This is a genomic window from Halanaerobium salsuginis (assembly GCF_900114545.1).
GTDB classification, from domain to species: Bacteria; Bacillota; Halanaerobiia; order Halanaerobiales; family Halanaerobiaceae; genus Halanaerobium; species Halanaerobium salsuginis.
Genome location: NZ_FOTI01000018.1, coordinates 24,303 through 43,732, shown reverse-complemented (window position 1 = coordinate 43,732; position 19,430 = coordinate 24,303). Strand labels below are relative to the sequence as shown.

Annotated in this window: 19 protein-coding genes; 5 read left to right on the top strand and 14 right to left on the bottom strand. The window is 32.7% G+C overall.

Annotated features, from left to right (window positions below; genetic code table 11):
* Positions 1 to 6: 6 nt before the first annotated feature.
* From BMZ74_RS07380 to BMZ74_RS07365, 4 genes are all read right to left on the bottom strand, one after another.
* The gene (locus BMZ74_RS07380; protein WP_089861576.1) at positions 7 to 1,281 is read right to left on the bottom strand and encodes an ABC transporter substrate-binding protein; all 1,275 of its coding nucleotides are present in this window, start codon (positions 1,279 to 1,281) and stop codon (positions 7 to 9) included.
* 176 nt (positions 1,282 to 1,457) lie between these two features.
* A complete protein-coding gene (locus tag BMZ74_RS07375) occupies positions 1,458 to 2,477 on the bottom strand; it encodes a Gfo/Idh/MocA family protein (protein WP_089861574.1) in 1,020 nt (339 codons plus the stop codon).
* Positions 2,478 to 2,535: 58 nt separating this feature from the next.
* Positions 2,536 to 3,693, bottom strand: a complete 1,158-nt coding sequence (locus BMZ74_RS07370) for a Gfo/Idh/MocA family protein (protein ID WP_089861572.1) — start codon at positions 3,691 to 3,693, stop codon at positions 2,536 to 2,538.
* An 18-nt stretch (positions 3,694 to 3,711) separates the two neighbouring features.
* Complete coding sequence (locus tag BMZ74_RS07365; protein ID WP_089861570.1) at positions 3,712 to 4,623, bottom strand: sugar phosphate isomerase/epimerase family protein; 912 nt, start codon at positions 4,621 to 4,623, stop codon at positions 3,712 to 3,714.
* Positions 4,624 to 4,768: 145 nt separating this feature from the next.
* Between BMZ74_RS07365 and BMZ74_RS07360 the strand changes: the two genes are divergently transcribed.
* Positions 4,769 to 5,644: an AraC family transcriptional regulator gene (locus tag BMZ74_RS07360; protein WP_089861568.1), complete on the top strand. Its 876-nt coding sequence runs from the start codon at positions 4,769 to 4,771 to the stop codon at positions 5,642 to 5,644.
* Here BMZ74_RS07360 and BMZ74_RS07355 read toward each other — a convergent pair.
* Positions 5,636 to 6,553 (bottom strand): NAD-dependent epimerase/dehydratase family protein, encoded by a 918-nt coding sequence (locus BMZ74_RS07355; protein ID WP_089861564.1) that lies wholly within the window; start codon positions 6,551 to 6,553, stop codon positions 5,636 to 5,638. The genes BMZ74_RS07360 and BMZ74_RS07355 overlap by 9 nt on opposite strands.
* 18 nt (positions 6,554 to 6,571) lie before the next feature.
* Positions 6,572 to 7,939: a sugar transferase gene (locus BMZ74_RS07350; protein WP_089861563.1), complete on the bottom strand. Its 1,368-nt coding sequence runs from the start codon at positions 7,937 to 7,939 to the stop codon at positions 6,572 to 6,574.
* 475 nt (positions 7,940 to 8,414) lie between these two features.
* Here BMZ74_RS07350 and BMZ74_RS07345 point away from each other — a divergent pair, with 475 nt between their 5' ends.
* The 3 genes from BMZ74_RS07345 to BMZ74_RS07335 all read left to right on the top strand — a co-directional run bounded on the left by BMZ74_RS07345 (position 8,415) and on the right by BMZ74_RS07335 (position 10,869).
* On the top strand, positions 8,415 to 9,356 hold the full coding sequence (locus tag BMZ74_RS07345) for a hypothetical protein (RefSeq protein WP_089861561.1): 942 nt from the start codon (positions 8,415 to 8,417) through the stop codon (positions 9,354 to 9,356).
* Between the two features lie 102 nt (positions 9,357 to 9,458).
* Entirely contained in the window at positions 9,459 to 9,713 is a 255-nt protein-coding gene (locus BMZ74_RS07340) for a CPF_0552 family protein (protein ID WP_089861559.1), read from the top strand.
* A 283-nt stretch (positions 9,714 to 9,996) separates the two neighbouring features.
* Positions 9,997 to 10,869 (top strand): SDR family oxidoreductase, encoded by an 873-nt coding sequence (locus BMZ74_RS07335; protein ID WP_089861557.1) that lies wholly within the window; start codon positions 9,997 to 9,999, stop codon positions 10,867 to 10,869.
* Between the two features lie 53 nt (positions 10,870 to 10,922).
* Here BMZ74_RS07335 and BMZ74_RS07330 read toward each other — a convergent pair whose 3' ends face one another.
* The 3 genes from BMZ74_RS07330 to BMZ74_RS14485 form a co-directional block, all read right to left on the bottom strand.
* Entirely contained in the window at positions 10,923 to 12,200 is a 1,278-nt protein-coding gene (locus BMZ74_RS07330) for a dicarboxylate/amino acid:cation symporter (RefSeq protein WP_089861555.1), read from the bottom strand.
* Positions 12,201 to 12,341: 141 nt separating this feature from the next.
* On the bottom strand, positions 12,342 to 13,703 hold the full coding sequence (locus tag BMZ74_RS07325; protein WP_089861553.1) for an alanine/glycine:cation symporter family protein: 1,362 nt from the start codon (positions 13,701 to 13,703) through the stop codon (positions 12,342 to 12,344).
* Positions 13,704 to 13,844: 141 nt separating this feature from the next.
* Positions 13,845 to 13,985, bottom strand: coding sequence for a hypothetical protein (locus tag BMZ74_RS14485; protein WP_177181390.1), 141 nt, complete (start codon positions 13,983 to 13,985; stop codon positions 13,845 to 13,847).
* Between the two features lie 327 nt (positions 13,986 to 14,312).
* Here BMZ74_RS14485 and BMZ74_RS07320 point away from each other — a divergent pair, with 327 nt between their 5' ends.
* On the top strand, positions 14,313 to 14,678 hold the full coding sequence (locus BMZ74_RS07320; protein WP_089861551.1) for a helix-turn-helix domain-containing protein: 366 nt from the start codon (positions 14,313 to 14,315) through the stop codon (positions 14,676 to 14,678).
* Between the two features lie 100 nt (positions 14,679 to 14,778).
* On the opposite strand, the gene BMZ74_RS07315 is transcribed toward BMZ74_RS07320, so the two are convergent.
* The 5 genes from BMZ74_RS07315 to uxaC all read right to left on the bottom strand — a co-directional run bounded on the left by BMZ74_RS07315 (position 14,779) and on the right by uxaC (position 19,417).
* Positions 14,779 to 15,459, bottom strand: a complete 681-nt coding sequence (locus tag BMZ74_RS07315) for a Crp/Fnr family transcriptional regulator (protein ID WP_089861549.1) — start codon at positions 15,457 to 15,459, stop codon at positions 14,779 to 14,781.
* 158 nt (positions 15,460 to 15,617) lie between these two features.
* Complete coding sequence (gene pcp, locus BMZ74_RS07310; protein WP_089861547.1) at positions 15,618 to 16,232, bottom strand: pyroglutamyl-peptidase I; 615 nt, start codon at positions 16,230 to 16,232, stop codon at positions 15,618 to 15,620.
* Positions 16,233 to 16,262: 30 nt separating this feature from the next.
* Positions 16,263 to 17,177: a DUF979 domain-containing protein gene (locus BMZ74_RS07305; protein ID WP_089861545.1), complete on the bottom strand. Its 915-nt coding sequence runs from the start codon at positions 17,175 to 17,177 to the stop codon at positions 16,263 to 16,265.
* Positions 17,178 to 17,179: 2 nt separating this feature from the next.
* Complete coding sequence (locus BMZ74_RS07300; RefSeq protein ID WP_089861543.1) at positions 17,180 to 17,866, bottom strand: DUF969 domain-containing protein; 687 nt, start codon at positions 17,864 to 17,866, stop codon at positions 17,180 to 17,182.
* 186 nt (positions 17,867 to 18,052) lie between these two features.
* On the bottom strand, positions 18,053 to 19,417 hold the full coding sequence (gene uxaC / locus BMZ74_RS07295; protein ID WP_089861541.1) for a glucuronate isomerase: 1,365 nt from the start codon (positions 19,415 to 19,417) through the stop codon (positions 18,053 to 18,055).
* Between the last annotated feature and the right edge of the window lie 13 nt (positions 19,418 to 19,430).

Sequence of the window (19,430 nt, the reverse complement as noted above, 5' to 3'; positions counted from 1 at the left end):
TTAGATTTAGTTGTTTTTATTCAAAATAATAGTTGCCTGTTTTCTAAACTCCTGCGCAGCTGCCAGGGGCTCCATAGTGCCATACATAACAGACATCATCAAGCGCTGTTTTAAGTCAACAATTTCCATATGTCCACTAGGAGGCGGAGGGAAAATATCACTTGAATTAGCTGCTGCTGTTTCAATATATTCAAACTGTTCTTTGTTAATATCATCAAGAAGAGGCATTAAAGCATCCCGCACTGGTTTAGCTGCCGGTACACCTCTTTCAGCCATTAAAACTTTATTAGCTTCAATATTATTTAAAAAATAATTAAGAAATTTAACCGCTTCTGCAGGATGTTCACTATTTTTAGTTACTGTTAAATACTGGCCCTGTTTAATAAACATACCTTCCTTAACTTGATTCTTAACTTCTGGTACAGTTAGTAATTCAAGTTTTTTGCCAGCTGCAGAAGATATAGCTACAATCTGATTGCTCCATACACCAGCCATCGCAGCCTGTTGATTAGTAACAAGCTCTTCTTCTACATTAGTTCCCACTTCTTTCATCAAAGAGGGTGGTGCATAAAAACCACTATCAACTAATTCTTTCATTCTTGTATAAAGATCGGCAAATAATTGATCATCTTCATATCCTAAAGCTGTACCAGCTTCATTATAAAGTGATTTGCCATGCTGTCTTAACCAAATTCTTAAGTCAAAAATTCCGGCCCAGGAATGAGGCATAGTTCGATCTGCATAAATTCCTAATTTATCTTTAATTTGTTTACCAGCTGCAATATATTGATCCCAATCCCAATTAGCAGCTGGCATTTCTACACCTGCAGCCTCAAAAAGGCTGGGATCAGCAGCGATTCCAACTGCATTTACCCCAAGAGTAATTCCATAAAGATTATCATCAATTACCCCCAGTGGCATATCTACATTGCTTAGATCAAGCAGCCCTGAATCAACATAAGGATTCAAATTTAAAAGTTGATTATTATTTGCGTATTGAACAATATATTTGCGATCATGCTGCATTATATCAGGTAATCTATTCCCGGCAGCCTGAGCAGCCATTTTTTCCCAATAGCCAGTCCAACCAGTATATTGAGGCTCAATATCAATTTCAGGATGAAGCTTCTCATACATTTTGATTACCTGTAAAGTTCTAATATGCCTATTCTGTGAACCCCACCAGGCCATCCGCAAAGTTATTTTTTCTGCTAAAACTGCTGAAGAAAAACTTGCTGTCAAAATAAAAATCATTAAAATAACTAGAATACTCTTTTTCATTACTTAAATCCCTCCTGCTTTTGCTTTTATTTATTTTTGTTTGATTAATTGTTACTTGATTAAATTTTGAATTTATTCTGATTATAAATATCTTTTTTTATTTTCTAAAAATTTAACAGCTACTGACCTATTTCACTAAAAAACTCGACTTCCTCTCTTTCACCCCCTATTTAAATTTATTTTAAAACAATCCGCCTATTCTGATGAGCAGATTGATAAATAGCATCTATTATCTGCAGTGATTTTACCGCAGATTCTGCATTAATTATATACTTCTCTGTTCCAAGCTTAATATCCTTGTAAAAACCACTAATAATTTTTTGATGACTATTTCCCCAATAAGATTTATAATTAGCAGGTTCCTTTTCAGCCTGTATCTGCAGTTCTTCAACTATGCCAGATTCTATTTTTAGCAAGCGCTTTCCAACCAGCTGTAAGCTAGCTTTTTCACAATCAATCACAATTTCAACAGGGCTATTCGAAGTAAATGTATTTGTTGCATAAAAAATACCAACTGCTCCATTCGCAAAATATAGAGTTGCCTCAGCTGTATCTTCAACTTCAATTATATTTTGCAGCAGCCTGGTATCAATTGAAGCTTTAAGTTCTGCAACATCACCCACAAACCAATGCATTAAATCTAGAGTATGAATAGCCTGATTAATTAAGACACCTCCCCCTTCAGTTTGATAACTACCTCGCCAGCTGTCCTGAAGATAATAATTTTTATCGCGATGCCAGGTTACAAAGCCTTTAATACCCTTAATTTTGCCTAGTTCACCCCGACTAAGCAGCTGTTTAGCTTTTTGGTTATTGGGATTAAATCTATTCTGAAAAACTACTCCTAATTTACTGCTGCTTCCAGCAGCCAGTTGGGCAAGTTGGCAACCAGTCTGATAGTTAAGAGTTAATGGCTTTTCTAACAAAACATTTAAATTATGTTCTAAAAGATCAGCTGTCATTGGTAAATGCAAATAATGTGGAGTACAAACATGAACTACATCAAGCTGGAGATTAAATAGCTTGCGATAATCTGTTAAATAACTGCAATTATATTTACTGGCAGCAGCTTTAGCTCTTGATTTTTGATTGTCGACTACATATGTTAATTCTACATCTGCTAAGTTTTTTAATACATCAGCATGGACTGGAAAAATATTTCCACAGCCAATAATTGCTGTTTTTAATTTCTGCATGGCTTATCTAACCCTTTCTCTAGTAATCATAAATTTATCTTTCAGATCAAAAAAGCAGCTAAAAAGTTCCTTCCACAGAAAAAGTTCTACTCTCTGTAGTTTTTTTCTCAAAACTAGAGTTGGCTATTTTAGTCTGCAATTTTTGGTAAAATAAATCTTCTGAGTAAGGAATTTCTACCCAGTCATCATTCCAGGCAGAAAGATGAATCGCATTAGAGATAGTTAAACCTTTAATACCTTCTTCTCCAGGAGCAATTAATTTTGTTCCCTGCTGAATAGCAGCTACCCAATTATTTAATATTTTGAGGTGTTCAGCCCCAGTATCTGTGGTCGGTATTTCAATCTGCCAGCATTCTGGCTTACCAAATCCACCTTTAAAAGTATTATTGAATTCAGGTTCCGAAATTCGGAGCCGTTTAAAAATTAATTTTTCTGCTTCAACAATTATCTTTCCTTTAGTGCCAGTTATTTCGAGCCGATTTGTTTCTGGAGCAATACCAGTTGAAGTAACTAAAACACCAGTCGCTCCATTTTCATATTCAAAATAAGCTGTAACATCATCTTCTACTTCAATTTGATGATATTTACCTTCCGCAGCAAAAGCTCTAATTCTAATTGGCATACCACATATCCACTGCCAGAGATCAAGTTGGTGGGGATCTTGATTAAGCAGAACTCCTCCACCTTCTCCCTGCCAGGTAGCACGCCAGCCTCCATTATCATAATAACTTTGCGGTCGATACCAATCAATAATCCAGTTAATTCTTTTTAAGTCGCCAAGTTCACCGCTACTAACTAAATCCTTAACTTTTTGGTAAATAGGTCTGGTTCGCTGATTATACATAATAGCAAAAGTTTTTCCAGCAGCCAGAGCAGCCTTATTCATTTCTCGTACAGCCTTAGTATAAACTCCAGCTGGCTTTTCAGTTAAAACATGCAGGCCCTTTTTAAAAGCAGCTATAGCTAGGGGAGGGTGGTCATAGTGAGGAGTTGCAATAATTACTGCCTCTAACTCTGCATAATTTAATAATTCTGCTGCCTCAGAATAAAGTTTAACTTGCTGAGCTAAATTTTCAGCTGCCCAGTCCAGACGCTGCTGATTAATATCACATACAGCTACTAATTCAGCCCCTTTAACCTGGCCAGCTGCTAAATTTTTAGCATGAGCAGTTCCCATATTGCCAATACCAATTATACCAACTTTCAATTCTGCCATTACTTAATCCCCCTCCAATTATGAAACAGCTTCAGCTTTAATTTCTGTCATCAAACTCATAAATCTTTTTCCATACTCAAGATAAGTATTATATTTTGCTTCTGCTTCGGTTAGATTTTCTGTTTCATGATAAACAGCCCCCATATGAGGTTCAATAGAAAGTCCACCATCATAGCCATTTTTTAATAAATCAACTAAAATCTTTTTCACTTCAGCATTGCCTTCACCAGGATAAGTGTAATTCATTTCCGGAAAAATGCCAGCTGTTTCTTTAACAAAATTCCCATCTTTAATATGCACATAATAAATATGATCTTTTAACTGCTGATAAGCTCCCCAACTTGTCTGTTTTGAATATGGTTCTGCTCCCATTCTATTATCAGCCATCAATGGATTACCTGTATCAAAAACGATCTTAAAATTATCAGAATTAATAGACCTAGTTAACTGTTCCATGTGCTGATAAGATTGGGAAAAATAATTCATACAATTCTCATGAACATAGATCAAATCAGCTTCTGCACATAATTTAACCATTTTTTTTAAACTTGCAATAATTTTTGCTTCTAATTCCGGATTCTGTGGTCCTAGATCACGGGGAATCCCATAACTCATACCTCTAATCATTTTAGTCCCAAGCTGTTTCATCCGGGGAATTGCTCTTGCTAACTCAGCTAAACTTCTTTTAAATGAATCTTCGAAGCGAGGATCTTTACCCCAATTGGCAACTGCACTACCAAAACAATTAATTTCAACTCCTGCTTTAGCTAATTTTTCTGCTATCTCTGCAAATTTGGCCTCACTTAAGTCAGTTAAATTAACTCCATCAATTTCTCGGGCCTCAATATAGTGCCAGCCTAACTCTTTAGTTACAGCAATTTGTTGATCAATAGAAGCAGCTGCTTCATCTGCAAAACCTGTGTAATACAATTTTTCTCCCCCTCATTTTCTGAATATTTCAGCTTATATGTTAATTATATCTCAATTATCAAACTATATCTTTGCTATTCCTGCTTTAAATATTGCAAATCTTTAGGTATAATTAAATTAATTAACTTTAAGGAGGAAGTCTTAATTGGCAAATGATAGTTATTTTTTTAAAAATAGACTTTTAGAAATTACTTATACTAATTCTAAAACTATTGGAACTGAAGAAAATTTCAAACCCCATCTGCATGATTTTTATGAAATATATTATTTTCTAAATGGAGATGTTACTTATTATATTGAAGGACGAGCTTATCAGCTAGCTAAAAACAATCTGCTTTTAATTAATAATCGGGAACTCCATAAACCAGTTCTCAATTCTGCTATTCCATATGAAAGAATTGTAATCCATTTTTATCCCTGGGAAATAAAAAAATATAATTATCTTGATTTTGATCTTTTATGCTGTTTTGAAAATAGATCAACAGCAGATAATAATAAAATTATTGATCAAAACAAAAAAATATTCAGCTATTTAAAAAAGATAGCTGAATATATAAATACTAAACCTGCTGAAGCAGAAATAATGATTGAAACTTATTTTATTCAATTGTTGGTATTAATTAATCAGCTATTTAAGCAAAACCAGCAAAAAAACATTCAGGAAATGAGCACCTATAATAGCCGAATTCTTAAAATAATTAAGTTTATTAATCAAAATTTAGAAGCTGAATTATCTTTAAATAGTCTTGCGGCCGAATTTTATTTAAATAAATCATATCTGGCTCATATTTTTAAAGAAAATACCGGATTTTCTGTTCTGCAGTATATTCATTATAAAAAAATAATGAAAGCAAAAGAATTATTATTGACAGAAAAAAGCTGTGGTGAGGTAGCTAGTATTTTAAATTTTGGTAATTATTCAAGTTTTTATCGAGCTTTTAAAAAAGAAATTGGAATTTCTCCTCAAAAATATCAAAAGAAAATTGATCAAAAACGAGAGTTTAAATCATTTTTAGTTTAATTTTTTATAATAATTAATTGTCTGCTCCAGACCAGATAAAAGATCATATTCTGGCTGCCAGCCTAAGATTTGCCTGGCCTGTGAATTTGCCAATACAGAATGTAAAATATCTCCAGAGCGAGCAGGTTTATAAATCGGTTTTAAATTAAAAGCCAGAATTTTATTTAAATATTTTACCAGCTCTTTGATACTGGATCTTGATTCAGTACTCAGATTAATTAAAAGATTATTGCCTTTACTAAGAGCCAGCAAATTAGCTTTTACAATATCGTAAACATGAATAAAATCTCTGCTTTGACTGCCATCTCCAAAAATAACTGGTCTTTTACCAGCCAACATCTGGTCAACAAAAATTGAGACTACCCCTCCTTCACCAGCTGGGTCCTGACGAGGTCCATAAACATTAGCATAACGAAATATTGTATAATTTATCCCATAAAGTTCCTGGTATACCTTTAAATAATGTTCTGGAGTATGTTTGCTTATTCCATAACCTGACATGATTTTAAGTGGATGTTTTTCATCGACTGGTAGATAATCTGGTTCGCCATAAACAGCAGCTGAAGAAGCATAAATAACTTTTTCAACTGCAAATTCCCGACAATTTTCTAATAAATTAAGTGTACCTAAAATATTATTTCTGGCATCAAAAAGAGGGTTTTCAATCGATGCTTGCACATCAATTTGAGCTGCATGATGAATCACGTGCGTAATTTTATTTTCTTGAAAAACTCTGGCTAAATCATTCTGACAGAGATCAATCTGATAAAATTTTGCTAGCTTGTTTATATTTTTTTTCTTACCTGAACTTAAATTATCAACTATAATTACCTGATGGCCAGCTTTAATTAAAGCATCAACAATATTTGAACCAATAAAACCTGCCCCACCAGTAACTAAAATCTCCATTTAAATTTATCACTCCTATTAATTAGCTTTGTGTCCCATAAAAATAACTTTCAATGTTTCTAATAATATTTTAAGATCAAAAATAAAAGATCGTCTATTAGCATAAAGCAAATCCATACGTAATTTATCCTCAGGATCTGTGCCATAAAATCCTCTAACTTGAGCCATTCCAGTAATTCCAGTTTTAATATAATGACGAAACTTATAATGCGGCAGTTCCTGCTCAAATTGATCAACAAAATGTGGTCTCTCTGGCCGTGGCCCTACAATACTCATATCACCTTTAAGTACATTAAAAAGCTGTGGTATTTCATCAATTCTTGTCTTACGCAAAAATCGTCCAACTCTAGTAACTCGACTGTCATTTTTACAGGCTAGAACTGGACCAGTATTTTTCTCTGCATCAACTACCATTGTTCTAAACTTATAAACGGGAAATATTTTTTCGCCCCTGCTAACTCTCTGCTGGACAAAAAATAAGGAGCCTTTACTTTCAAATTTAATAGCCAGGGCTGCTGGAATAGTTAAGGGTAAGCTTAAAATAAGCCCAATTAGGGATAAACAAATATCAGTGAGCCTTTTTAAAATAAAGCCAAAACTTTTATTCGGTGGAATAATTTCAAAAACAGGCATTTCTCCAACTTGTTCTAGTCTAGCTCCAGAAAGCATAATTTCATAAAACTCTGGAACTAGAGAAACCTCCCAATCCTTTTCTAACGCTACATAAAAGGCAGCTTTTTTCTCCTGTTCAGCTAAGTTAGAAGCAATAAAGATTATTTCTGCATCTAAGTCGCTCAATTTCATCTCTAAAGATGAAAAATCAGTTATTATGTTAAAGTCAATATTAGTAAGCTCACTTAAATAGGTAGCATCATCAATAATTACATCTTTAATATTATAACAAGTATGCATTGAATAAATAATATTTTTAATTAATTTAGCTGTATTTTCTCCCCGGCCAATAATTATAATATCTTCCTGACTACTAATAGAACTTTCTAATAAAATAGTTAAATAGCGCCAGCTAATTAGCAATAAAAAAAGAACTGGCAGAGAAATTAAATAAACTAGTCTCGGAAAAGCCAGTGAATGAGTCAAATAAGCTAAAGTTCCTGTAAATAAAATTATAATAAAGGTAGCTGGAATAAAAGCATAAAAAATTTCGCTAATTTTCTTTTTTAGTTGGTTACTATAAAGACTGTACATCTGAAAAAGTAAAATTGAAAAGATAGAGATATATGGAGCAAGCTTTAAATAAGATAGATAGTTTAATTTGGGTACTGCTCCTTCAAAACGAAAATTAAAGGCAATAAAAAAAGCTAAATTAACTAAAAAAACATCTCCAATAATTCTAATGGAGTTCATAATTAATTCTTTTGTTTTCATAAAATTCACCCTGCTTTATTATAATTTCAGACTCAGCTGTCTTAAATCATTAACTTTATTATCAATTAATTTTAAATTTAATAATTTTTAGAGTAATAGATAACTTACTTAGTTTAATTATACTTGATAAATCAGGGATTTTCAATCTTATAGACAAAAAGTATCAACATTCAACAATTTCAATTATTCAGAAAATCAATTGTAATTTGCTCTATCTTTATCTTTAAATATTTAGTTTATTCAAAATTGAAGTTTATTTTATGTCAGATTTAGCTGCTTAAATAAAAATATTTTTTTAATTTTTGTTTAAGTTTATTAAAATAATTGTATCCATGTTCTATCATAAATAATAATAACTTCTACAGTACTTTATTTGTTATAATTAATTTAATAAATTAATTACTAATAAAGCTTTGATTTAATAAAACATAAAGCAACTAATAATTAAACTGTAGCAAATCAAGAGGGGGTTATTATGGGAAAAATAGCTAGCAAATACGGGATTCTCCAGGAATGTAATGTTACTGAATACTATAGTAATGGTAAAATTAAAAATTGCAAATTAAAAGTGGCTAATCAAATTAAAATAAATAATTTAAAAGTAACTCCATATTTTGGTGCTGATCAAGCTCGACGTAAAGATAAAAGCGCACTTAGTTTTTATCAAAATGGAAATCTAAAAGCTATTTCACTGGCTAAACAGACACTACTCAAAATCAAAGATAATATCTATCCAGCTGAAAGAATTTTATTTTATCAAAGCGGTGAAATTAAATGTATCTTTCCCCTGGATAGTAAAATAAATGGGTATTGGACAGAAGAAGATGAATATAAATTAGCAACTAAATTAAAACTAAAATTAAGTTTTGTAGATTTAAATAATAAAATAATTAATCTTCGTTTTTATAAAAATGGAAAGATTAAAAGTATAACTCTCTGGCCTCAAGAAAGAATTGACTTAACTACTCCTGTTGGTCCACTTACAGGTAGAATTGGATTTGAATTATTTGAAAATGGCAAATTGAAGTCTTGTGAGCCAGCTCAACCTACTGTTATTACAACTCCACTTGGTAAAATTACTGTTTTTGATTCTCAAGCAGCTGGAATTAATGGCGATTCTAACTCTTTAAAATTTAATTCAGCCGGGAAATTAGCCGGACTTAAAACTGAACACAATCAATTTAAAATCATTTCTAAAGAAACTTTAAAATCTGAATTAATCAAACCAACTCAACAACCTCATATTTTTAATCTGGATATTAAATTAACTTTTCCAATAGAAATCCAATTTGAAAACAATCAAATTATATTTAATCAGAAACAAAACAAAATATTTTCATTCGCTAATTATCTCTTCAAAATAAAAGATTATCAGCCAACTGTTTCTCTTAACTGCAGCAGCTGTCAGGTTTCTTAATTAATTTAACGATTAATCTCCTAATTATCTCATATTTTAAAAAAGGATTTTTATTAGCAATAAATAATATATAAAATAACTAATTAACTAAGGAGTGGTTAAATGAAACATTCAACAATTATGGCCATTTTAATTGACAAACGGACAGATGCAGCCCCTGAAGTTCAGCAAATTTTAACTGATTATGGTTGTCTAATCACTACTAGATTAGGAATGCACGAAAGCAGTACTTGTGCTGATGAAGGAATGATTATTCTAGATCTTAATGCCTCTCAATCAGAAGTAGCTAAATTGAAAACAGCCTTACAGGCAATAAGTGGAGTCAATGTAAAAAGTATGGAATTAAATTTCAATTAAATTATTTGTCAAATTAAAAATAACAGCTTTTTACTAACAAGTTATTCTAGTTCAAACATAATTTAACCTTATAAATATCTGCTTAAAAAGTTTCTTTATTTAGAGAGTATTAACTTTCTAGTAAGGAAACTTTTTTTATGTGATGTGAAAATCTTACATTGCTCTTTTAAATTTTTTGTTATGATATTAGATAGAGGATATTAGTGACTATAAATTAATAAAATATCTAAATTAATTTAGATGGGTGATTAATAGTTTTAATATTATAAAGGAGGAATTCTTAATGAAGATTATGGTAACTGGTGCAACTGGTAAATTAGGATCTAAGGTAATGGATTTTTTATTGGCTAAGTTACCAGCTGAACAGCTGGCAGCAAGTGTTCGTAATCCAGCTAAAGCCGATAAGTTAAGTAAACAAGGTGTTGAAGTCAGACAGGGTGATTTTGATCAACCAGAAGAGCTTGTTAATACTTTTCAGAACATAGATAAGCTATTAATAATATCTACTACAGATGATAATGAAACTAGAATCAGACAGCATAAAAATGCTGTTCAAGCCGCTAAAAAAGCTGAAGTCAGCTTTATTGCTTACACAAGTATTGCTGATGCAGATAATAGTAGTTTAGATCTAGCGCCTGTGCATAGATCTACGGAGCAAGCAATTAAAGAAAGTGGAATTCCTTATGCTTTTTTGCGCAATAATTGGTATTTACGTAATGAAATAGGTAGTATTGAATCTGCAATGAATGCAGAGCCCTGGATAACATCTGCTGAAGATGGTAAAGTTGGTTGGGCATTACAAAAAGATTATGCAGAAGCGGCAGCTGTAGTATTAGCAGGGGAAGGTCATGAAAATAAAATTTATGAGCTCTCAGGACAACCAAGAACTCAAGCTGAGCTAGTGGCAGATCTGGAGGAAGTTCTGGATAAAGAAATTGAAGTTAAACAAGTTAGTGATACTGAGTATGAGGAAATTCTAACAGAAAGTGGTATGTCAAAGTCACTGGCAGCTATGTTTGCAGGTATCCAACAATCAATTCGCAAAGGTGCACTTGATGTGAAAAGTAATGACTTTGAAAAATTACTTGGTCACCCTGTAACGCCATTTAAAGATGCTCTACAAAAGTTAGTATCTGAAATAAAATCAAATAATTAAAAGTTAAGTTTAATCTAAATAAAAAGACTCGGGCCAAATGGCCCGAGTTTTTCTTATTTTTTCCTGGTCGACCAGCTTCCCTTAGTAAAGTCGATAGTATCATTCCATTTAGCAACTAAAGCAGTAACTGCTAGATCTCCTGTTACATTATTAATTGTTCTTAATCTATCTAGAATAGGATCAATTCCAGCTACAAAGCCTACTACAGAAAGTGGTAAACCAAGCTGTGTTAATACCATAGTTAACATTATCAAACCACTGCCCGGCACACCAGCAGTACCTATACTTGCCAGTACAGCTGTTATAATAATTGTTAGCTGCTGACTTAAAGTTAATGTCTGACCGATTAAATTGGCTGCAAATACTGCTGCTACCCCTTGATACATAGCTGTTCCATCCATATTTATAGTTGCACCTAAAGGTAGGGTAAAGCTATAAATTTCTTCATCTATCTGCAAATTATCTTCGGCATTAGCCATTGAGACAGGTAAAGTTCCACTGCTTGAACGAATACTTAAAGCAGTTAACATAGCATCTTTAACCCCACTTACAAAAGCAAGCGGGCGTTGTTTTAAAAAGCCAACTACTATTACTAACAAATAAGTTATACTTATTTGAATAATAACAGCCAGTAAAAGACTAAATATTAACTTAGCAAAAGGAAGTAAAGCTTGCAAACCAGTTTCAGCAAAAACAGAAGCCATCAATGCAAAAACTCCCAGTACTCCAAATTCCATAACTCCCCAGACAATCTTGAACATAGCTTCTGTTCCTGCTTCAACAATATTAAAAATGGAACTAATCCCAGCTTTAATATCTCCAGCAGCTGTTTCTTGAAGAACAGCTAACGCCAGGCCAAAAACTATTGCTACAAAAATAGTCTGTAATACATTCCCTTCAGCCAGAGCCTGAACAGGATTTTGAGGAACTATGCCCAATAATACATTGGTCAAAGATGGAGCATCTTTACTCATTATTTCTGCTGAAAGCGGTAATTCAAGACCAATCCCAGGTGAAATTAAATTAGCAGTTATTAAACCAATTATAATTGCTATTGCTGTTGTAATTAAATAAAGAGCCACTGTCTGAATTCCCACTAATCCTAATTTGGAGGGAGTTAATCTTCTCATAGCTCCAACTAAAGTCAAAAAAACTATAGGAATGATAATCATCTTTAATAATTTAATAAATAAGCTGCCCAGTGGTGCAATAAAATTAATTTTTTCTCCAAATATTAAACCAGCTATTGAACCTAAAATAAATGCAATCCCAATCCTGAAGACTAATGGTTTAGATCGATATAACTGCCATAAATTCTGCTTTTTTATCATTTTAATTCTCTTTCCTTTCTATAATTAAGTTAATAGTCATATTCTAGAAAATATAAAAATTTTTAACGGAAAAATAAATCCTGCTTTTAAAAGCAGGATTTATTTAAAGTTAAGCTAAATATAAAATAATATGCTCCAAAACTATTTATTTTTCTCCGGATAAGCACTAAAATAAGCCTTACTTTCTCGGAAAATAACAGGGCTTAAGACCAGTAAAGCAATTAAGTTAGGGATAGTCATTAAACCATTCATTGCATCTGCCATCGCCCAGACAACTTTTAAATTACCAACTGCCCCAATAAAAATCATGATTACCCATAAATAGCGATAAGCTTTAATTAAACGAGAACCAAAAATATATTCAACTGCCTTTTCTCCATAATAACTCCAGGTAAGAATTGTAGAAAAAGCAAAAAAGATTAAGCCAAAAGCTACTATTAATCCACCTGGACCAGGTAAAGATTTAGTAAAAGCCATTGTAGTAAGTTCAGCTCCTGTCTGACCATTAGTCCAGACACCACTCATAATAATTACTAAAGCAGTTAGAGTACAGATAATAATTGTGTCAATAAAACCACCCAGCATTCCAATAGTTCCCTGTTTAACTGGCTGCTTAGTTGTAGTTGCAGCATGAGCAATTGCGGCACTTCCCAGACCAGCTTCATTAGAAAAAACTCCGCGGGAAACACCAAAACGAATCGCCTGGGCCATCATTGCTCCCGAAAAGCCTCCTACTGCTGCATGCCCATTAAAAGCACTTTTAAAAATAAGTGCAAAAGCTCCGGCTAATTCACCGATATTTAAAATAATAATAAAAAGAGCACCTAAAATATAAACTACCGCCATAAAAGGAACCAATTTCTCTGTTACTTCTGCAATTCTTTTGATTCCTCCAATGACCACAATATAGGTAAAAAACATTAAGATTAAACCAGTTGCCCAATATGGTAAACCAAGTGACTGTTCTGCAGCTCGAGCAACAGAATTAGACTGAACTGTGTTCCCAATTCCAAAAGCAGCTAATGCTGTAAAAAGAGCAAAAGCCCATCCTAACCAATTCCACTTTTCTCCCATACCATTTTTTATGTAGTACATCGGACCACCAGCAAAATCGCCAGTATCCTTCTGTTCGCGGTACTTAACAGCTAAAACTGCTTCACTAAATTTAGTTGCCATACCAAAGATTGCTGTTACCCACATCCAGAAAATTGCTCCCGGGCCACCCATCACAATAGCTGTCGCTACACCAGCAATATTGCCAGTTCCAACTGTGGCGGCCAATGATGTCATTAAAGCCTGAAAAGGTGTAATATCACCAGCACCTTCCAGCTTTTCTTTATCTCTTCCTTTTAACAACATCTTAAATGCATCTGGAATTTTACGAATAGTAATCCCTTTTAATCCTACAGTAAGATAGACACCTGTACCAACTAATAGGATTAACATAAATGGACCCCAGACAAAATTACTAATTGCCTGACTTATCTTAACTAAAATATTCATATTTTTATCTACCCCCACAGTTAAAAATTATCTCATAAGCAGAGGGTATTTGTAAAGTAAAAGTCAGATAATTAATAATTAAAGCTCATTTTTGAGATAATAAAAAACCAGGGATTTGCCCTGGCTAAAATATTATTAATATTAAATTTTCTTAACTTTAATTAAATAATTTTCTCTTTGTCCTTTAACTACTGCTTTTGAATGATCTAATAGTTTATAAATCTTATCTCCTGGCCTATACTGACTTAACTCTTGCTGATACAAATCTTTCTTTTCACTCACCAGGAATTCCTCCCTTTGAAATAATTAATTTCGCAATTAAGAAAAATTTCTGTTTTTTTAAGTTAAAACTAACTAAATTTACACTCGGAATTTAATATGATATAATTATTTGGATAGAATTTAGTCATTGAAAGAAGTAATTTATTAGTTTTTATCTATAAAATTGAACATATTACCCCCTTTTAAAATTAAATAAATTAAAATGAGTTTAATTTTGTTCTATTACATAACTTTTTGTACCTTGATTATATTATAGTTACATTTTAGAACTTTGTCAAGTTTTTTTTACTTTTTTTTGCTACTTAAATTAATTAGGAGGAATTTAAAATGACTTTTGCTAAAAATTTAAAAAAAGCCCGTCAGAGTAAAGGCTTAACTCAAAAAGAATTAGCTGAAAAAGTTGGACTAAAAAGATCCACAATAGCTGGTTATGAAAGCAAAGGTCAGGAACCATCTTTTAACGTTTTAAAAGAACTTACTGCTGTATTAGAATGCAGTCTGGATGCTCTCCTGGGTATAACAACTTCTGATAATTCTGAATTAATTAGAGAAAATACATTAACAATGGAAGATGATTTTAATCCTGAATTGTCTAAAATACTAAATGAACTAAAAAAGCTAGATAAACAAAGTATTGATTTTTGTTATAAAATGATTAAACTAATTAGAAAAGAAAATTTCCCAAATAATTAAAAAACTGAGCAGAAATTAACTGCTCAGTTTTTTGCTGCAAATATTTTCTTTTCTAACTATCAAATAAAAAACACCTTTAAGTATAATCTTATCAAGACAATCAAACTAAACTTGAATCTGCATATTTTGCCAAAGCAGCAGAACTTAAAATAATAATTTTTTTATCAGAACTTAAGGTAATTAAACCAGCTTGTTTAAAGTTATTTAATCCTCTTGTCACTGTGGCTCGAGAACAACCAATTAAATAAGCCAACTCTTGATGAGTTAAATTCGAATCAATCATTATTCCTGCTGCAGTTTTTTTCCCTTCCTGAGCAGCAAGTCGAATTAAAATTCCAGCTAATTTACCCGCTGAATCATTAAAAACAAGATCTGCCATCTGCAGCATAACAATTCTAAATTTCCTGGTTATACTATGAATAAAATAACGATAAAGACCAGAATCCACTGCCAGTTCTTTTTCCAGCAGCTGACTGGCAACTATTGATATAATTGAATCTTCTCTGGCCTCAGTTATTAAATTACTCTGCCCACAGCTAAAATAATGCATTTCACCAAAAATTTCTCCCCGCCGCAGCAAATATAGTGATTTTTTAGAACCTGCTTTACTATAAAGTGACTGTTTTAATTGACCAGAAACCACAATAGCAAAATTTTCTTTATTCACAAGATTTACTTGTTCTGCTCGAGCAATTTTTTTAACTTTACCTTTTTTTGATAAATTCTCAAAAAAAGACCGCATTAATTCTTGCTGCTGCTGATCAAATAAATCCTGATACATTTTATCAAGTCCTCTCTTTAGATAATTATATTTATACTATAAACTCATGGTCTAAATTATATAAGCTAAAATTATTAACTATTTGCAGCTAATTATAAATTAAAAATAGACTTTCTGTCAATATTAATTGTAGTTTATTCAGCTAACAATCAATCTCCTTAAACCGCAAAATTATTTACTGCAGCTTTAATTGCAAATTTGAGTCCCCGACTAATATCTATTAGAGACATACTTGCCTGATCTTTTTTATCAAGTACCTGTTGTGGAATAAACGGAACATGAATAAATCCTCCCTGCATAGCAGGATATTGTTCTGCTATTAAATGAAGCAGGTTATACATAATATGGTTACAGACAAAAGTACCAGCTGTATTGGAAATCTGAGCCGGAATCTTTTGATCCTGCATTGCTGCTGTCATTTTCTTAATTGGTAAATTAGCAAAATAAGCAGCTGGTCCATTAACAACAATTTGCTTATCTACTGGCTGCTGATCTTCATTGTCTGGAATACGAGCATCATCAATATTAATTGCAACCCTTTCTACAGAAATTTTGTATCTACCACCAGCCTGTCCTACACAAATTGTAATATCTGGTTGTTCAGCTGCAACTATTTCCTTTAACAAAATAAATGATTTATTAAAAACTGTTGGAATTTCGCGTTTAACTAGTCTTGCCCCCGCAATTTCATTCGGCAATTTTTTAACTGCTTCATAGGCAGGATTGATTTTTTCCTGGTCAAAAGGATCAAAACCTGTTACTAAAACTTTCATTAAATTCACCTCAAATTTTTATTTTAGTTATTAAAAAGCCAGCCAATACATTAAAATTATATGGATAAATAACATAACCAGTGCAAAAGCAAATTGAGAAATAATAACTCGATTCTGATTATTAGTTTCAAGAATTGCAGCTGGTACAATATTAAAATTAGCTGCCATAGGTGTCATTAAAGTTCCACAGTAGCCAGCTGTTAAAGCTAATGCACCAGCAACCGCTGGATCTGCCCCTTGACTATAAACAAAAGGCATGCCAATTCCTGCTGTAATAACTGCAAAAGCAGCAAAAGCATTTCCCATAATTATTGTAAATAAAGCCATGCCAAGACAATAAGCAATAACTCCCAACAAAATATTACCCTGTGGTATAACTCCAGAAATACTGCTGGCAATTACATCGCCAACTCCAGCTGCAGCAAAAAGAGAGCCCAGAGCTGCTAAAAGCTGCGGCAGAATACTGGCAGAACCAACCTGCTGCAATAAACGACTGCCATCGTAAGCAACATAGCTAGCTTCAGCCCCTGTCATTACAAGAGCGATTATAGTAGCAACAAAAGCTCCAATCCCCAGTCCAACTAAACCTCCAAGACTAGTAAATTGAGCAATTCCAAAAGCAAAAACTGCAATACTCAAAGCAGGAATAAAAAGTTTGTTTTTAAAATTATTTGATTTTTCCTGTCTGAATTCTGGACTAGAATTTTTCTGACTGCCAAATTGAACTTTGTTTAAAGCAGTTAATACTCCCATCACAATTAAAATTACTGCTACTAACTGGGCTGGCACATACTTACCGAAAATAAAAGCAAAAGCAAGTAGAGCCCAGAAAATAGTAGATCCAAGCCTGGTTGGGTGTTTTTTATCCTGAAGTGCCAGATAAGCTGTAAAAAGTGCAACTAGGCCAGCCATTATGTATAAGATTTCTAATAAGATTGTTTTCATAGTTACTGCTTACCTCCTTGAGAAATTTTACCCAATCGGTGGGCAAGCCTTCTATCCAGAATGTTATAATAAACTGCTGCCAGGACAAAGGCAATAATTGCAATTGGCAGTGATGCTTTTGAAACTTGTAGGGGAGTAACTTCTACTCCTAACTCACTTAAAGTCCCAACGATTAATAAAACACCTCCGGCTGCAATAAAAACATTTTGGCCAAAAAAATTGGCAAAATTCTCAGCAGAAGCTGCATAACCCTTTAATTGTTCAATACTATGTTCATCTAGATCGCGATAAGAAACTTTTGCAGCTCCTTCTGCCATCGGAAAAACAAGCGGTCTAATAAACTGTACATGACCACCCAGCCGCAGTGAAAAAGCTGCTGCTAGCTCTCTAATTAAAGTATAAGTAGTCAAAACTTTACCTGGTGTAGCAGCTTTAATATTTTTAATTAATGCTGCTGCTCTTTCTTTTAAGCCATAACGCTCTAAAATCCCTATTACTGGTAGAGTCACTAAAAATAATGACATATACCGATTAGTAATAAATGCTTCTCCTAAAGTTTTTAAAATTTCATTTAAACTTAATCCCCCAACCAAACCAGTTATAATTCCTGCAGTTAAAACTACAGCAATTATATCTAATTTAAAAATAAAGCCAATAATAATGATTAAAACTCCTATTAATCTAATCATTCCTCTACTCCCTTCTTGTTATTTTTAGATAAATATACAGTTATCATTATTATAATATTTAAATAATTTCTTTTCTGTGTTGGCTAACACAGTAGCTAATTTAGGCTACAAAAACCTGTTCCTGGCTAGAAAACAGAAAAGATCTAGCTAATGGAACAGGTTTCTGAATACATATTTAGTTTTAGTTTAACTAAAAAATAACTTTTTCGGACCAAAATAGCTTAGCCAGCTAACTAGATCAATAGCAACATCATTTGGTATTTTACCCTTTTCAACCTGATTAGCAACTACATTAGCTAAACTACGCCGAAACATTTCTGTCCGGGAAGAGTAAGATAATATTTTTCTAGAATCAGTAACCATACCAGCTAAATTATAAAATAAATCTACAGTCGAAACCTGCTCTAACTGTTTTTCCATACCATAAGGACTGTCGGCATACCACCAGGCCGCTCCCAAATACACATTTGGAAAGGCTCGAGAAATTGTAGAAGCTGTAAACCAATGCGCTGGTTCCATTGTATAAATAACTATTGGTAATTTATTATCAAAATAATTGAAAAAATATCTTAAATTACTGGCAATCTCAACTTGATAATTAGAGATATCCATCCCTTCAGTTAAATTATACTTTGTAGTTAAACTATCTCGATAGTTTCTTAAAGTTCCAATATGCAATTGGGTAACCCAATTAGTTAGCTGATTCATTTTGCCAAATTCAATTAAAATAAATGATTTAAAATCATTTATTTCAGACTGAGCAAGCTTTTTACCCAGCAAAGCAGACTTATAGACTGTTTCTGCCTGACTAAAAGTTACCGGATAAGAAACAGGAGCTGCAATGCCATGATCCCCAGACACACAGCCTAATTTATTAAAATGGTCATGTGATTTCTGGAGTGCTTTTAAAAACCCAGTTAAATCAGCTACATCCTGCTGATAATTCCTGGCCAATTTTTCAACAGACTCCAGCCATTCAGGCTGTTCAATATTCATAATTTTATCAGTTCGCCAGGTCGGTAAAATTTGCGGACTATTAATTTCTTTGTGGAGTCTCTGATGATCCTTAAGCAAAGAAAAAACATCATCAGTTGTACACATAACTTCTACCTGCATTTTTTTTAATATTTTTTGTGGTTTAAATTCAGTTTTAGCTAATTTTTGTTTACTTACCTGCCAAATATAATTAGCTGTTTCAGCAGAAATATTTTCTTCAATACCAAGCTGTCTTTTCAAGTCAAGATGTATCCACTCATAGGTTGGATTACCTGCTAGTTCTGGAAATATTTCTGCTAAAGCAAACCACTTTTCTTTATTAGATGCACTACCAGTTATTTTTGACTCAGGAATACCTCTTTTGCGCATTAACTCCCAGACATAATGATCACTTGCTGCTTCTAATTGCCAGATATCATGCCAATTTTCGTTAGCCAGTATCTCCTTTAAATCACTATGGTTATGAGCATCAACAATTGGTAGTGATGCAATTGATTGATATAATTCTTTAGCAGTAGAATTCTCTAATAAGTAATTTTGACCAAGAAATTTCATTTTTAACTAATTC

Bases quoted from the DNA above. Each gene is read 5' to 3' on its own strand.
- BMZ74_RS07380 (WP_089861576.1), bottom strand. From the start codon at position 1,281: ATGAAAAAGAGTATTCTAGTTATTTTAATGATTTTTATTTTGACAGCA.
- BMZ74_RS07375 (WP_089861574.1), bottom strand. From the start codon at position 2,477: ATGCAGAAATTAAAAACAGCAATTATTGGCTGTGGAAATATTTTTCCA.
- BMZ74_RS07370 (WP_089861572.1), bottom strand. From the start codon at position 3,693: ATGGCAGAATTGAAAGTTGGTATAATTGGTATTGGCAATATGGGAACT.
- BMZ74_RS07355 (WP_089861564.1), bottom strand. From the start codon at position 6,553: ATGGAGATTTTAGTTACTGGTGGGGCAGGTTTTATTGGTTCAAATATT.
- BMZ74_RS07350 (WP_089861563.1), bottom strand. From the start codon at position 7,939: ATGAAAACAAAAGAATTAATTATGAACTCCATTAGAATTATTGGAGAT.
- BMZ74_RS07345 (WP_089861561.1), top strand. From the start codon at position 8,415: ATGGGAAAAATAGCTAGCAAATACGGGATTCTCCAGGAATGTAATGTT.
- BMZ74_RS07340 (WP_089861559.1), top strand. From the start codon at position 9,459: ATGAAACATTCAACAATTATGGCCATTTTAATTGACAAACGGACAGAT.
- BMZ74_RS07335 (WP_089861557.1), top strand. From the start codon at position 9,997: ATGAAGATTATGGTAACTGGTGCAACTGGTAAATTAGGATCTAAGGTA.
- BMZ74_RS07330 (WP_089861555.1), bottom strand. From the start codon at position 12,200: ATGATAAAAAAGCAGAATTTATGGCAGTTATATCGATCTAAACCATTA.
- BMZ74_RS07325 (WP_089861553.1), bottom strand. From the start codon at position 13,703: ATGAATATTTTAGTTAAGATAAGTCAGGCAATTAGTAATTTTGTCTGG.
- BMZ74_RS07320 (WP_089861551.1), top strand. From the start codon at position 14,313: ATGACTTTTGCTAAAAATTTAAAAAAAGCCCGTCAGAGTAAAGGCTTA.
- BMZ74_RS07315 (WP_089861549.1), bottom strand. From the start codon at position 15,459: ATGTATCAGGATTTATTTGATCAGCAGCAGCAAGAATTAATGCGGTCT.
- pcp (WP_089861547.1), bottom strand. From the start codon at position 16,232: ATGAAAGTTTTAGTAACAGGTTTTGATCCTTTTGACCAGGAAAAAATC.
- BMZ74_RS07305 (WP_089861545.1), bottom strand. From the start codon at position 17,177: ATGAAAACAATCTTATTAGAAATCTTATACATAATGGCTGGCCTAGTT.
- BMZ74_RS07300 (WP_089861543.1), bottom strand. From the start codon at position 17,866: ATGATTAGATTAATAGGAGTTTTAATCATTATTATTGGCTTTATTTTT.
- uxaC (WP_089861541.1), bottom strand. From the start codon at position 19,417: ATGAAATTTCTTGGTCAAAATTACTTATTAGAGAATTCTACTGCTAAA.